This window comes from Flavobacterium nitrogenifigens (assembly GCF_003254565.1).
Taxonomy (GTDB): Bacteria; Bacteroidota; Bacteroidia; order Flavobacteriales; family Flavobacteriaceae; genus Flavobacterium; species Flavobacterium nitrogenifigens.
The window spans coordinates 397,724-410,712 of sequence record NZ_QJRI01000182.1; the positions used below are offsets into that span (position 1 = coordinate 397,724).

General features: G+C 32.4%; 13 protein-coding genes and 4 tRNA genes. 5 read left to right on the forward strand and 12 right to left on the reverse strand.

Features of this window, described 5'->3' with window-relative positions; genetic code table 11:
* Positions 1-37: 37 nt before the first annotated feature.
* Together DM397_RS23515 and DM397_RS23520 are read left to right on the forward strand one after the other, a co-directional pair.
* Complete coding sequence (locus DM397_RS23515; protein WP_111380213.1) at positions 38-700, forward strand: TetR family transcriptional regulator C-terminal domain-containing protein; 663 nt, start codon at positions 38-40, stop codon at positions 698-700.
* The gene (locus DM397_RS23520) at positions 697-2,001 is read left to right on the forward strand and encodes an ABC1 kinase family protein (RefSeq protein ID WP_111380215.1); all 1,305 of its coding nucleotides are present in this window, start codon (positions 697-699) and stop codon (positions 1,999-2,001) included. The genes DM397_RS23515 and DM397_RS23520 overlap by 4 nt, the downstream gene beginning before the upstream one ends.
* Positions 2,002-2,240: 239 nt before the next feature.
* Here DM397_RS23520 and DM397_RS23525 read toward each other — a convergent pair whose 3' ends face one another.
* The 8 genes from DM397_RS23525 to DM397_RS23560 form a co-directional block, all read right to left on the reverse strand.
* Complete coding sequence (locus DM397_RS23525; protein ID WP_111380217.1) at positions 2,241-3,536, reverse strand: cryptochrome/photolyase family protein; 1,296 nt, start codon at positions 3,534-3,536, stop codon at positions 2,241-2,243.
* A gap of 148 nt (positions 3,537-3,684) precedes the next feature.
* Positions 3,685-4,152, reverse strand: a complete 468-nt coding sequence (locus tag DM397_RS23530; RefSeq protein WP_111380219.1) for an SRPBCC family protein — start codon at positions 4,150-4,152, stop codon at positions 3,685-3,687.
* 34 nt (positions 4,153-4,186) lie between these two features.
* Entirely contained in the window at positions 4,187-4,627 is a 441-nt protein-coding gene (locus tag DM397_RS23535; RefSeq protein WP_111380221.1) for a sterol desaturase family protein, read from the reverse strand.
* A 237-nt stretch (positions 4,628-4,864) separates the two neighbouring features.
* A complete protein-coding gene (locus DM397_RS23540) occupies positions 4,865-5,704 on the reverse strand; it encodes a phytoene/squalene synthase family protein (RefSeq protein ID WP_111380223.1) in 840 nt (279 codons plus the stop codon).
* A gap of 3 nt (positions 5,705-5,707) precedes the next feature.
* Positions 5,708-7,174: a phytoene desaturase family protein gene (locus DM397_RS23545; RefSeq protein WP_111380225.1), complete on the reverse strand. Its 1,467-nt coding sequence runs from the start codon at positions 7,172-7,174 to the stop codon at positions 5,708-5,710.
* A 39-nt stretch (positions 7,175-7,213) separates the two neighbouring features.
* A complete protein-coding gene (locus DM397_RS23550) occupies positions 7,214-8,113 on the reverse strand; it encodes a MerR family transcriptional regulator (protein WP_111380227.1) in 900 nt (299 codons plus the stop codon).
* A 210-nt stretch (positions 8,114-8,323) separates the two neighbouring features.
* Positions 8,324-8,824 carry a tetratricopeptide repeat protein gene (locus tag DM397_RS23555; protein WP_239457910.1) on the reverse strand — a complete coding sequence of 167 codons (501 nt, stop codon included), beginning with the start codon at positions 8,822-8,824 and terminating at the stop codon, positions 8,324-8,326.
* Positions 8,825-9,021: 197 nt separating this feature from the next.
* Positions 9,022-9,094: transfer RNA gene (locus tag DM397_RS23560), tRNA-Lys, on the reverse strand.
* Positions 9,095-9,444: 350 nt separating this feature from the next.
* Between DM397_RS23560 and DM397_RS23565 the strand changes: the two genes are divergently transcribed.
* Both DM397_RS23565 and DM397_RS23570 read left to right on the forward strand, forming a co-directional pair.
* Positions 9,445-10,203, forward strand: coding sequence for a hypothetical protein (locus DM397_RS23565; protein ID WP_142479106.1), 759 nt, complete (start codon positions 9,445-9,447; stop codon positions 10,201-10,203).
* Between the two features lie 459 nt (positions 10,204-10,662).
* A complete protein-coding gene (locus tag DM397_RS23570) occupies positions 10,663-11,133 on the forward strand; it encodes a hypothetical protein (protein ID WP_111380231.1) in 471 nt (156 codons plus the stop codon).
* A gap of 327 nt (positions 11,134-11,460) precedes the next feature.
* Here DM397_RS23570 and DM397_RS23575 read toward each other — a convergent pair.
* From DM397_RS23575 to DM397_RS23585, 3 genes are all read right to left on the reverse strand, one after another.
* Positions 11,461-11,543, reverse strand: a tRNA-Leu gene (locus tag DM397_RS23575).
* 42 nt (positions 11,544-11,585) lie between these two features.
* A tRNA-Lys gene (locus tag DM397_RS23580) sits at positions 11,586-11,658 on the reverse strand.
* Positions 11,659-11,698: 40 nt separating this feature from the next.
* Positions 11,699-11,771 (reverse strand) — tRNA-Lys (locus DM397_RS23585).
* A gap of 126 nt (positions 11,772-11,897) precedes the next feature.
* On the opposite strand from DM397_RS23585, the gene DM397_RS23590 reads away from it, so the two are divergent.
* Entirely contained in the window at positions 11,898-12,416 is a 519-nt protein-coding gene (locus tag DM397_RS23590; protein WP_111380233.1) for a shikimate kinase, read from the forward strand.
* On the opposite strand, the gene DM397_RS23595 is transcribed toward DM397_RS23590, so the two are convergent.
* Positions 12,408-12,908, reverse strand: coding sequence for a phosphoribosyltransferase domain-containing protein (locus DM397_RS23595; protein ID WP_111380235.1), 501 nt, complete (start codon positions 12,906-12,908; stop codon positions 12,408-12,410). The two genes, DM397_RS23590 and DM397_RS23595, sit on opposite strands and share 9 nt — an antisense overlap.
* Positions 12,909-12,989 lie beyond the last annotated feature (81 nt).

Consider the following 12,989-nt stretch of genomic DNA (forward strand, 5'->3'; position numbering starts at 1 on the left):
ATGTTTACCTTTATGGCAAATTCTAAATTTTAATAAGATGGCGACTAAAAAAAAGGTAATTACCAAAGATGATATCGTTTCAAAATATATGGAAGAGGTTCTGGAAAAAGGTCAAAAACCAAAATCGGTTTATCATTTTGCCAAAGAAAATGATTTTACAGAAGCTGAGTTTTATGCTTTTTTTGGAACATTAGAAGGTTTAGAAAAAGAAATATTCCGACTTTTTTTTGAAAACACAGTTAATCTTCTTCACAAAAATGAAGAATATCAGGGATATGATATGAAAAATAAAATGCTGAGTTTTTATTTTACTTTTTTCGAAATCCTAACTGCCAACAGAAGCTATGTTTTACAATCGCTAAAGATGGACAGAAATCCGCTTAAAAATTTAGTTCAGCTAACTGCTCTGCGAAATAGTTTTAAAGAATACGTTTCTGAAATCCTGACAGATGATTACAGATTGGAACAGGAAAAATTTCAAAAGTTTCAGGAAAAAGCCATTCAGGAATCTTCTTGGGTGCAATTAATGATGACAATCAAATTCTGGATGGAAGACGAATCTCCTGCTTTTGAGAAAACCGATATTTTCATTGAAAAATCAGTTAATGCCTCATTCGAATTGATGAATGTTGCGCCAATGAATCATCTGATAGATTTCGGAAAATTTTTGTTCAAAGAAAAAGTATATAGCAGACAATGAAAACAATAGACTATATCCCAACTTCAAAAATTGAGAGAGCGGGTAAATTGGTTCAGACGGGTGCTAAAATTGGCGTAAATTATGTGAAGCATTATGCCGAAAAAATAGTCAATCCGGATCTGAGCCGAGATAAGCTAAATGAGAATAATGCCGAAGATATTTATGACGGACTAAAAAGCTTAAAAGGAAGCGCCTTGAAAGTAGCTCAAATGTTAAGCATGGATAAGAACTTTCTTCCGCAGGCCTATGTAGAGAAGTTTTCTTTATCTCAGTTTTCTGTTCCGCCACTTTCTGCTCCGTTGGTTTTAAAAACATTCAAAAGCAATTTTGGGAAAACGCCTTATGAGATTTTTGACGAGTTCAACCCAAATTCTGTAAATGCGGCGAGTATTGGTCAGGTACATTTGGCAAAGAAAGGCGACAAAAAACTGGCAGTTAAAATTCAATATCCAGGTGTTGCCAATAGTATTTCGTCAGATTTGGCTTTAGTAAAACCTATTGCTATTAGAATGTTTAATCTGCAAGGAAAAGATTCTGATAAATACTTCAAAGAAGTTGAAGACAAACTGATTGAAGAAACAAACTATTTGTTAGAATTACAACAAAGCCAAGAAGTGGTTGATGCGTGCAGTAAAATAGAAAATATTACTTTTCCGAATTATTATCCAGAGTTTTCGTCAGAGAAAATCATCACAATGGATTGGATGACTGGAATTCATCTTTCTGAATTTACAGCTATAAATAAAGATCAAGAAGCTGGTGACAAACTAGGTCAGGCGCTTTGGGATTTTTATATGTATCAAATTCATGTTTTAAGAAAAGTTCATGCAGATCCACATCCAGGGAATTTCTTGGTTGATGATCAAGACCAATTAATCGCTTTGGATTTTGGCTGTATGAAACAAATTCCAGACGATTTCTATACACCGTATTTTGAGCTGATCAATAAAAATGTCATTACAGACGAAAAGCTTTTCAATCAGAAATTATTCGAATTAGAGATTCTTCGTCCAGATGATACACCAGCAGAGATCGAATATTTCACCGAAATGTTTCACGATTTATTGTCTCTTTTTACAAAACCTTTCCAAAACGAAACTTTCGATTTTGCCGACGAAGAATTTTTCGATGCAATCGCACAATTAGGAAAACGATTCTCAGAAGATACCAACTTGAAAAAAATGAACGGAAGTCGCGGTTCTAAGCATTTTATTTACATGAACCGTACTTTCTTTGGTCTGTATAATTTAATGTTCGATTTGAAAGCTAAAATTGTAGTTGATAATTATTCGAAATACTAGAAGTTTAGAAATTCCAAGTTTTTTAAAAATCCAAATTCCAATTTAACACATAGACCTTTGTCAAAGTTCAAAACTTTGACAAAGGTTTTTTTAGTTTAGTTTGTTATCCTGAGGAACGAAGGATCACACTCGCAAATCGACAAAGGTTGGCGGCATTCTGTATGGAGTTTCTAGTGTGATCCTTCGTTCCTCAGGATGACAAAAATGAGTATAAACCCGAAACTTGAAACAAAAAAACTTTATTTCAAAATCCCAGCCTTGTAAGTCGCAATAGCACGATCTCTTGCAAAGGTGTGATCAATCATGGGTTCGTTGTAGCTGAGATCAAATTCAGGAATCCATTTGCGGATGTATTCTCCTTTCGGGTCAAATTTCTTTTGTTGAATTTCAGGATTAAAAACTCTAAAATAAGGCGCGGCATCGCAACCTGTTCCTGCTGCCCATTGCCAGTTTCCTACATTTGAAGCCAATTCAAAATCTAAAAGTTTTTCTGCAAAATAAGCTTCACCCCATTGCCAGTTGATCAGTAAATGTTTGCATAAAAAACTCGCCACAACCATGCGAACGCGATTGTGCATATATCCTGTTTCATTCAACTGACGCATTCCGGCATCAACCATCGGATATCCGGTTGTTCCAGAACACCATCGTTTGAAATCTTCTTCATTATTTCGCCATTGAATTCCGTCATAATTAGACTTAAAATTATGATTGACACAATTCGGGAAACTAAACAAAATCTGAATAAAGAATTCTCTCCAGATTAATTCACTTAAAAATGTCTGATTTTTTCTATTTGCCCAATTTACTAATTTTCTAATGCTAACGGTTCCAAATCGTAAATGTGGCGAAAGATAAGAAGTGCTGTCTAAAGCTGGAAAATCTCTTGTTTCTTTATAATTAGCAATTTGTGTTAAGTTGTGAGGAAGAACTTTTGTAGAGCTTCTTTCAAAACCAATTGCAGTTAAATCTGGAAATATAAATTTATTTTTTCCAAAATTAGATTGATGTGAAGTAGAATCATATTCTGGAACTGATCCTAAAAAATGATATTTCTCTAGCCATTTATTTTTATAAGGCGTGTAAACCGTATAAGGAAGCCCGTCTGCTTTTGTGATTTCTTTTTCTTCAAAAATTACATGATCTTTATAAGAGAAAGTTTCAATTTTGTTTTCTTTTAATAAAGCAGTTATCGTTGTGTCACGTTTGATAGCAAAAGGTTCGTAATCTTTGTTAAAGAAAACCGATTGAATATCAAATTCTTCAATAAGCGATTTCCAAACGTCAGTAGTTTTTCCTTTTTTAATTAAAATGGAAGAATCAAGTTGATTCAATTCTGAGTTTATCTTTTCTAATGAATCATAGATAAAAGTTACTCTAGCGTCGTTTTTAGGAAGATGTTCTAGAATGTCATCGTCAAAAATGAATAATGGAACAACAGGAAAGTTAGATTGCAAAGCATGAAATAATCCCGTATTGTCTTCTAAACGTAAATCACGTCTGAACCAGAATAAAGTAACTTTTTGTTTTGTCATTGTTTTATCTTAATAAAGTAATTTAAAGGTTTTTTGTTTGGCATCGAATGGCTCGCAAAGACGCTAAGTCGCAAAGCAATTCTTTCATAAGCCTTTGTAAATAAAAAATTGCGACTTAGCGTCTTTGCGAGATTCAAAAATTTGTGGCTTACTTTTTAGAATTAAATAACTCTTCGATTTTGTTATATCGGTAATCGAAAATGTTTTTCAGTTTGTTTTTTACGACTAAACGGTTTATGATTCTTCCTAGAATTCCGAGTGGGAGAACGTAATGAACAATGTCGGTCATTTTTGTTCCTCCATCTGATGTTGGTTCAAAGAAATGTTTGTGATGCCAAAGTTTATAAGGCCCGTATTGCTGAATATCTACAAAATACTCATTTTCTTGGCAAGCCGTAATTTCGGTAATCCAAGACATTTTGATTCCAAAAAGTGGTTTTAAGGTGTAGGTAATAATCTGTCCGTGATACATGCGTTTGCCGTCATAATCCTGAATTTGGAAATTGATGGTATCTAGTGTAATAGTTTGCAGGTTTATCGGACTTGAGAAAAAATCCCAGCAATCTTCTACACTTGCATTTATATGCTGTACGGTCACTATTTTGTATAATTTCATAATCAAATTGTTCTTGAAAAACGCCCAAATAATGCTACATTTTATAATATTTGAATGGAACAAACAACATTCCGAAACATTCTCCTTTTTCTTTTTCTAAGTGTTTGTGGTGTATTTTATGAGCTTTTCTGAGTCCGATGAGGTATTTGTTTTTGGTGTTTTTAAACCATTTAAATCGCTGATGGATTAAAACATCATGGATTAGAAAATAACAAGCGCCATAAAGTGTAATGCCGCATGCGATAAAAAAAAGATAATTGAATCCGCCTTCGACACCAAAATAGAATAAGATAATACTCGGAGTGGCAAAAATGACAAAGAAAATATCGTTGCGCTCAAAGGTGTTTTCATATTTCGGCTGATGATGATCGGCGTGAAAATACCACATAAAACCATGCATGACGTATTTGTGCGTAAGCCACGTAACACATTCCATGAACAGAAAAACGCCTAAAAAGATTAGAAAAGAAACCATTTTGTAATGTTGATGTTTTAAAATTATCGTTTTATTGTTTTTGAGTTTTGCTTTAAATTATAAAAGATTGACTCAAAAAGGTTTTTGTTTGTATTTTTAAACGCATAGAGACATAGATTTTTGTTTTCTTGAAAAGATTGTTGAAAGAAACTAGTTTCTAACACATAGCTATGTTTGTTTATGCAAGTGAAACGTCTTTTGTAGATTTAGCATTCTATGATTCTATGTGTTTAAAAATTAAACCAACTTCAATTTATAAGTCACAAAAGACTGCGCCAAAAGCCCTGCTTTTGTATAATTAGAAACTCGAATCCTAGCATTTCCAATTTCGTAATACGGGGTATTTTTTAGCTTTTTGAGTAATTTTTTGTAATATATATAGGCAGTATAAACTCCGAATTTAGCTTCTATAGGCAGCTTTACAATTCCTTGATAGGCAATTCTGAAATCTTCTTCAATTTCTTTGATAATCTGATTTTTTGAATCTTCGTTAAAATTATTCAAGTTTATGCCTGGGAAATAAGAACGGTTTAAGATGGTATTATCGTCTTTTAAATCTCTAAGGAAATTGACTTTCTGAAAAGCCGATCCTAATCGCATGGCTTCATATTTCAGCTGTTCGTATTTGTGCTCTTTTCCAGTCACAAAAACTTTTAGGCACATTAAACCCACAACATCTGCAGAGCCATAAATGTAATCGATGTATTCGGTTTGTGTTTGGTAATTTGATTTTATAAGATCCATTTTCATGCTTTTTAGAAAAGCCTGAACCAAATCGTCGGTGATATTATATTCTTTTACCGTTTGCTGAAAAGAATTCAAAATCGGGTTTAAGCTGATGCCCAATTCCATTGCTTTGTAATACTCTTTTTCAAAATCTTCAATTAGATATTCTTTTTCGTAACCGTGAAATGAATCTACAATTTCGTCGGCAAAACGTACAAATCCGTAAATGCTGTAAATAGCATCACGAATGCTTGGCGAAAGCATTTTTACAGCAAGAGAAAATGAAGTGCTGTAATTTTTGGTAACCAATTTGCTGCATTTGAAAGAAACGGCGTCGAATAGTGATTTCATTTTTTAAGATCTAAAAGATTTTTGAATTAATTCAGCTGCTAGTTTTCCTGAAATTAAAGCAGGCGGAACACCTGGACCAGGAACGGTTAATTGTCCTGTAAAATATAGATTTCTGACTTTTTTACTTTTCAATTTTGGTCTCAAAAAAGCCGTTTGCAATAAAGTATTGGCCATTCCGTAAGCATTTCCTTTGTAGGCATTGTAATCGGCGACAAAGTCATTTTTACAGAATGATCTCTTAAAGATAATGTTATTTTTAATTTTTTGCTGGGTAAGTTCTTCAAAACGAGAAATGATTTTTTCAAAATACTCTTCTCTCAGTTCTTCAGTATCTTCAATTCCGGGAGCAAGCGGAATCAAGAAAAATCCAGATTCCATTCCGTCTGGCGCTGCAGTTTTATCTGTTTTAGAAGGAAAGTTGGCGTAGAACAACGGAGATTCTGGCCACTTGGGTTGATCATAAATAGCTGCTGCATGCTGATTGAAATCGACATCAAAGAACAAAGCATGATGCGAAATGTTCTCTATTTTTTTATCAAAACCAATAAAAAATAGGAGAGAAGAAGGGGCAAAAACTCTATTCTCCCAATATTTTTCAGAATACATTCTGTGTTTGTTTTCTAGTAAAGTCTCAGAATGCTGATAATCTGCTCCGCTTAAAACAACATCTGCTTTTATTGTTTGTCCGTTAATCACAATTCCAGTTGCTATTTTATTTTCGACAAGAATCTTTTCTATTGGCGAATTGGTTTTAATGGTTACGCCAAGTTCCAAAGCCAGTTTTTCGATTCCTCGAATGACATCAAACATTCCTGTTTTTGGATGCCAAGTTCCGAGACCGAAATCGGCATAATTCATAAAATTGTAAAATGAAGGCGTTTTGTCCGGTTTTGCTCCAAGAAATAAAACCGGAAATTCAAGAATCTGAACTAATCTTTCATTTTTAAAATTTTTTCGAATATCAGCACTAACATTTTTAAAAAACTGATCTAGCTTTAAAGCAGTTTCTTTAGTGATTAATTCGAGAGGGGAAACCCCTGGGCGGTAAACCAAATCCTTAATAGCAATGTCATAGTTGCTTTTAGCTTGGTCAATAAAATTCTGCAGTTTTATACCGCTTCCTTTTTCTATGGTTTCAAAAGTGTATTTTATTTCTTCTAAATTATCATAAATACTGATAAAATCATCGATTCCGAAATAAACCCTGTAGGCTGGATTTAATTTTATCAGTTCGTAGTAATCAGAAGGTTTTTTATTGAAGTCCTGAAAAAAGCGTTCAAAAACGTCTGGCATCCAATACCAGCTTGGTCCCATGTCAAAAGTGAAGCCATCTGCTTTAAACTGTCTCGCACGTCCGCCAATTGTATTGTTTTTTTCGTAAACAGTTACCTCGTTTCCTTGTTGGGCAAGGTAACATGCGGCTGCTAAAGAAGAGAAGCCTGAACCTATTATTTGAATCGTCTTTCTCATTTGTTTAACAAATATACGAAAAACTTAAACAAAAATAAATTAAAGCATGTTAATAGTCTCTTCCATAGAATCAAAAATGCGGATTCTGTCTGTAATGATTTTTTGGTCGATATGTTCCACCATTTTGCCCATAAGCCAGATTTCGTTGTTTTCCTGCAGCAATTTCTGTCCCATAGATTTAACATATTGATTAATTACGCTTCTATCAGGCTGAACAGTCATGAACGAAATAAACGTAATATTCTCAAAGTGTTTGGTTAAATCTTGGAGATTTTCAATTGGCATGCTTTCTCCTAGATAAATGGTTTTGTAACCTTTATCAAGGATTTCGTATTGCAGGTATAATAATCCGATCTGATGAATTTCGTTTAGCGGAAGTGATAAAACAAAAATTCGATCGGTTTTTATGGGTTTTCTAATTTGAAGACTTTCTGTGTAAATCAATATTTTCTGCTTAATCAAATGACTCATGAAATGCTCATTGGCAGGAGTGATGGTTTCAGATTGCCATAATAATCCCAGCTCTTTTAAAAGAGGTAAAAAATGTTCTTTAAAAACTTCTTTAAATGTTTTTTCTGTAATAAGCCAATCGAATGTGTTGAAGAATAGCTCTTGATCAAAGTTCATCATTGCCATTTTAAAAGATGTAATGGCATAGTTTTGAGAGTTTTTCTTCGAAATTATTTCGCGTACCAATTGTGGTATCTTTTCTTCAGGATATGTTGCAATTTTGGAAATCTTATAACCGTATTCGTGCAGTAACGTAATGTTTAAAAGTTTCTGCAAATTGTGAAGATTGTAAAATCTGATATTAGTATCAGTTCGCATAGGTTCAAGGATGTTGTATCTCTTTTCCCAGATGCGTATGGTATGCGCTTTTATTCCAGATAAGTTCTCAAGATCTTTAATGCTGAAAACAGTTTTTATATTGTTTATCATTTTTTGCGATTAAGTCAACAAATGTAAAATAAAATCTTAGATTGGACCTTAAAACTACATTAAAAAGATAGAGGATTAGAGGTTTACGTATTTAAAGTATATTTTTTACCTAAAATCAGGTATATAATTTTTAAGAAATATATTACTTTAATAAAAAAGAACGGTCTGCATATTTTAATATGCAGACCGTTTTAAGTTTTTTAAGTCTTGTTACTTGCAGAAAGTAGCTTTGTTTTTTATAGCGCTCTGGCTTCCAAGTTCAATTGCTTTTGTGAAATCTTTGCAAGAATTTTTCTTATCGCCGATTTTGTTATAAGCTAATCCTCTTAAATTATAAGCGATATAATCTTTCGGATTTAAACCTAGAGAGGCTGTACAGTCGTCAATTGTTCCCTGATAGTTTTGCAGTTTGTAATTAACATTTGCTCTGCCTGTAAAAGCATCCGCATTCATGCTGTCCAATTCGATTGTTTTGCTAAAGTCTGCTTGAGCGCCTTTTAAATCGTTTAGTTTGAATTTTGCGACACCACGATTCTGATATGCTTCGACAAATTTAGAATTCATGCTGATAGCTTTGGTGTAGTCGGCGATTGCGCCTTTTGTGTTGCCAGCTTCAGCTTTTTTCATGGCTTTGTCAAAATAGCCAGTTGCAGATTGTGCCCAGATAGAGCATGTAATCATCATAAATGATGCTAATAGTAGGTTTTTCATAAAACTAATTTGGGATTAGTGATTTTGTTATTCGTCAACGAATTTAAGAAAGTTTTTATTTTGTAAGAGGATTTCTTTATCTAAATAAAGAAATAGTAAGAAAAAATTAATGGGAGGTTTTCTAAAATCCTGTTTTTGAGATTTGAATATTTTGTAAAAATAAAAAAGGCCAAGTAAAATAATTACTTGACCTTTTGTGACCCGACTGGGGCTCGAACCCAGGACCCCATCATTAAAAGTGATGTGCTCTACCGACTGAGCTATCGAGTCTTCATTTCTTCAATGAGGGTGCAAATATAAGGACTTTATTTAGCTTAACAAGTCTTTTTTTAATGAATTTTTGAATAAAATTTAATTATTGTTTTAAGTGCTTGTTTTGTAGTGAAATATGTTTTTATATTTTGTAAAGACTTCAATAACGAAAAAGAAATGTTTTAGAAAGATTTGGGGTTATTTAATTTGCGGGATATTTTTTAAACTCACTGATTGTGCGGAAGGAAATTATTTTACCTCAAAAATAGTTTTATATTAGCTATATAAATTGTGTCCTTTTTCTTTTCGAAATAGAGAAGAATTGAAGGTTATGCAAGTAATGTGAATTTTATAATATTAGTCCTCGAATGAATAGAATCTTAATGCTTCTAATTTTTGCAGTAAGTTTGGTTAGTTGTCAAAACTCAAAAAAAGAAATATATGTTGCGCTTGAAAAATTTGATAATTCTTTAGATTCATTAATTGTTGGGAAAGTTTATAATGAACCCAAAATGTTGATTTTTCAAGGGGATACTTTGTATGGTAATCCGAAAGGGATTAATGAAACTTGTTATCAAATTGTTGGATCTGATTCTATAAAAGTAGATGCCAATTGTCATATTTATAAGTTTAAAAATAATCAATTAGTAATAAATTCAAGTGAAAACTTTCTTGGGGAAAAATTTGTGCAAAAGTTTATTTATTTTAAAGATAAGGTTGATAATAGATTGGTTGATGATTTAAGGAAAGTTAAATCGGATACAGTTTACTTTGGTTGTCTTAAGAAATATGATGAAATGGGGAATGTTGTAAAAAAAGTAACTAACAGTACTTGGAAAGAGATTCAAAAAGGTGGAACAGTAGTCATTAATGAAAATCGTATTCTGGAAGTTTCTAATTATAGTAGCAATAATAAAGTGACTATATGGCGAAAAGAATACTTCAATAAACAATATAATATAGATAGCTTAAAGAATACAGATGTAGAAAGAATTGCTTCAAGTAAGTCTAATGGTTTGGATGAAGCTAATTATTTATATAAAAGGGATAAGCATGGCAATTGGGTGGTTAAAAAAAGCAATAGAAAAGAAAATCCAGATGTGTATTATAGAGAAATAATCTATTAAAGCGTTTATGATTATTTAAAATTTTGAATCAAACTTTAATAGAAATTAATTCAGTAAGAAGGAAGCGAGATAAAAAAAGCCTATTTTAATTACTAGACTTTTTGAATTTTAAAGTGACCTTGGCGGGGCAGAATTCGAACTATCTTCTAGAAGATTTGAGAATTTTAAATGATGTTTAGTTTTTTGACTCGACTTTAATATTACTATTGATTAATCATCACTGTGTTTATTCAATAAAGCATTAAGTCTACTGAATTTCATATCCATGTTAGTACCAAAAGCATCAACGAATTAAAAGTTTATTTGATTATTTATAAGTTTATTATTATATATTTGATAACAAATAAACCCTAACCTTTGTCAGGCATATCTACCCAATTTTGCGGTAATAAATCTGATGTTATCAGTAGTATATGCTAGTTATGGGCAATTAGATAAAAATGGTAAAGCAAGGAAAACATGAATGAAATATCAAAAATAGAGGATCGAATAAAGGCTTTGTATATATATATTGAAGGTAATGCATCAGGCACTGAAGGTGATTCTTGGTATTACGGACATAATCCAATAATAGTTTCTCACATAAATAATTTATCTAAAAAAGATTGCGAAAGATTAACATCTGAAGTATGGAATTGGAAAGAAGAAATTCTTGTAAATTTAGCCGATCCATTTCTTGGAATAAGGAATCCAAATTTGAACGGTTATTTTTTGTATTGTAAAATCTTTATGGAAATAAACGACATTGAAAATGAGGAATATTTACTCGGCAATATACATCTCGTCAATGCTATTCCAAAGGGAAGTCAGCCATTGAGTTTTTATGTTGAGTTAGAAAATAAAATTACAAAACTAAACGAAAAACTAAACGGAAACTATAAATATTCTGTCGAACAAATAAAACTAAAAATCGATACTGAGAATAATTAACTGCCCATAACAGACACAACAGATTTGGGTAATTGGCTTAATGAAAAAAATGGTTTTGTATTTGGTAGCTCTGAAGAATGGGCTTAATTTAGTGCCAAACCCGCTGTAGTACCAGAACGTTAATCATGACTTTGAACTTAAAAAAAGAGAGAAATCTAAAATGATATCAACTACATAAATCTATGCGAAAAAAAATCCTTGATGGGATTCGAACCAAAATTACCTGTAAACAGTAGCTTTGTGAAAATTAAAAAATTATGAAAGGATTTTCGATTCATAAAAAAGCCTGCAAAATAAAATAGACTGCAGGCTTTTTAAATTTTATAGTGACCATGGAGGGATTTGAACCCTCACGCCCTTGCGAGCACCACCCCCTCAAGATGGCGAGTCTACCGTTTCTCCACATGGCCTAAAAAGAAAAAGGTCGAGTAAAATAAATTACCCGACCTTTGTGACCCGACTGGGGCTCGAACCCAGGACCCCATCATTAAAAGTGATGTGCTCTACCGACTGAGCTATCGAGTCATTGCTTTCAAGAAATTTAATTTGTTAATCACAAAATTTGTGACCCGACTGGGGCTCGAACCCAGGACCCCATCATTAAAAGTGATGTGCTCTACCGACTGAGCTATCGAGTCATTTAATTTCTTGAATGCGGGTGCAAATATAAGGAGTTTTTTTTGAAGTTTCCAAGCTATTTTATCATAAATTTGTCTTTTTTTTGGAAAAATCTCCAATTGCTTAGTTTATAAGGTTTTATTAATATGAAAAAAATTGTACTGTTAGGTTACATGGGTTGCGGAAAGTCAACAATTGCCCAAAATTTGTCAAAAATTACAAATATTCCGTTCTTAGATTTGGATAAATGTATCGAAGAAAGAGCAAATTTATCCATAAATGAGATTTTTGAGAAGCACGGAGAAGTGTATTTTCGAAAATTAGAGCACGAAATGTTTGTCGAATTGCTGCAGTCTTCCGAAAATAACATTATAGGATTAGGAGGAGGAACTCCGTGTTATGCCAATAATCATGAATTATTAAAAGGAGATGACGTTGTATCTATATATTTAAAAGCATCAATTGATACTTTATATAATAGATTGGTACATAATAAAAGCAAACGCCCTTTGATTGCTAATATGAATGAAGAGGAAATGAAAGAGTTTATCGCGAAACATTTATTCGACAGAAGTTATTATTACAATCAAGCAAAACATAAAGTTTCGGTAGATGATAAATCTGTCGAAGAAACGGTTCAGGATATTTTAGAAATATTAGCTTAAAAAAGCATAGTCGCCGTTTTCTGAATTGAAAACTACTTGAACATGCTCTAATAAAGAAGTTGAAAGTGAAATTCCTTTGAAATCTGCCTTTACAGGATATTTTTTATGATTTCGGTCAACAAGTACTGCTGTTTTAAATTTTTTAAGCGGAACGTCTAAGAAATGACGAACAGCATATATTAATGTAGTGCCTGAGTTTAAGACGTCATCAACTAGAACAAGACCTTTGTTTTTATATTCGTCAGGGCTTAATGAAGTTTGTATCGCTTCTTGCGGATTTTGTTTGTTTATTTTGACTTCGCAGATGGAAACCTTTAAGGTAGAAATACTGCTGAGTGCCGAAGCAACTTTTTCGGCAAAAACAAATCCGTTAGAAGCAATTCCGGCAATAACAACTTCATCTTCGTCTACAAAAGTCTCGTAAATTTGATAAGCGATACGTTTTATTTTATGTTCGATTTCCTGATGTGTTAGTATAATATTGCTGCTCATAATGTATTTTTTTTTGCTAAGATAATTAATTTAAAATCCAATATAGAAAATCCAAATTTCAAATTTTTAAGGGAAGTTTGT

Coding starts and splice junctions, on each gene's coding strand:
- DM397_RS23515 (WP_111380213.1), top strand. CDS start 38: ATGGCGACTAAAAAAAAGGTAATTACCAAAGATGATATCGTTTCAAAA.
- DM397_RS23520 (WP_111380215.1), top strand. CDS start 697: ATGAAAACAATAGACTATATCCCAACTTCAAAAATTGAGAGAGCGGGT.
- DM397_RS23525 (WP_111380217.1), bottom strand. CDS start 3,536: ATGACAAAACAAAAAGTTACTTTATTCTGGTTCAGACGTGATTTACGT.
- DM397_RS23530 (WP_111380219.1), bottom strand. CDS start 4,152: ATGAAATTATACAAAATAGTGACCGTACAGCATATAAATGCAAGTGTA.
- DM397_RS23535 (WP_111380221.1), bottom strand. CDS start 4,627: ATGGTTTCTTTTCTAATCTTTTTAGGCGTTTTTCTGTTCATGGAATGT.
- DM397_RS23540 (WP_111380223.1), bottom strand. CDS start 5,704: ATGAAATCACTATTCGACGCCGTTTCTTTCAAATGCAGCAAATTGGTT.
- DM397_RS23545 (WP_111380225.1), bottom strand. CDS start 7,174: ATGAGAAAGACGATTCAAATAATAGGTTCAGGCTTCTCTTCTTTAGCA.
- DM397_RS23550 (WP_111380227.1), bottom strand. CDS start 8,113: ATGATAAACAATATAAAAACTGTTTTCAGCATTAAAGATCTTGAGAAC.
- DM397_RS23555 (WP_239457910.1), bottom strand. CDS start 8,824: ATGAAAAACCTACTATTAGCATCATTTATGATGATTACATGCTCTATC.
- DM397_RS23565 (WP_142479106.1), top strand. CDS start 9,445: ATGAATAGAATCTTAATGCTTCTAATTTTTGCAGTAAGTTTGGTTAGT.
- DM397_RS23570 (WP_111380231.1), top strand. CDS start 10,663: ATGAATGAAATATCAAAAATAGAGGATCGAATAAAGGCTTTGTATATA.
- DM397_RS23590 (WP_111380233.1), top strand. CDS start 11,898: ATGAAAAAAATTGTACTGTTAGGTTACATGGGTTGCGGAAAGTCAACA.
- DM397_RS23595 (WP_111380235.1), bottom strand. CDS start 12,908: ATGAGCAGCAATATTATACTAACACATCAGGAAATCGAACATAAAATA.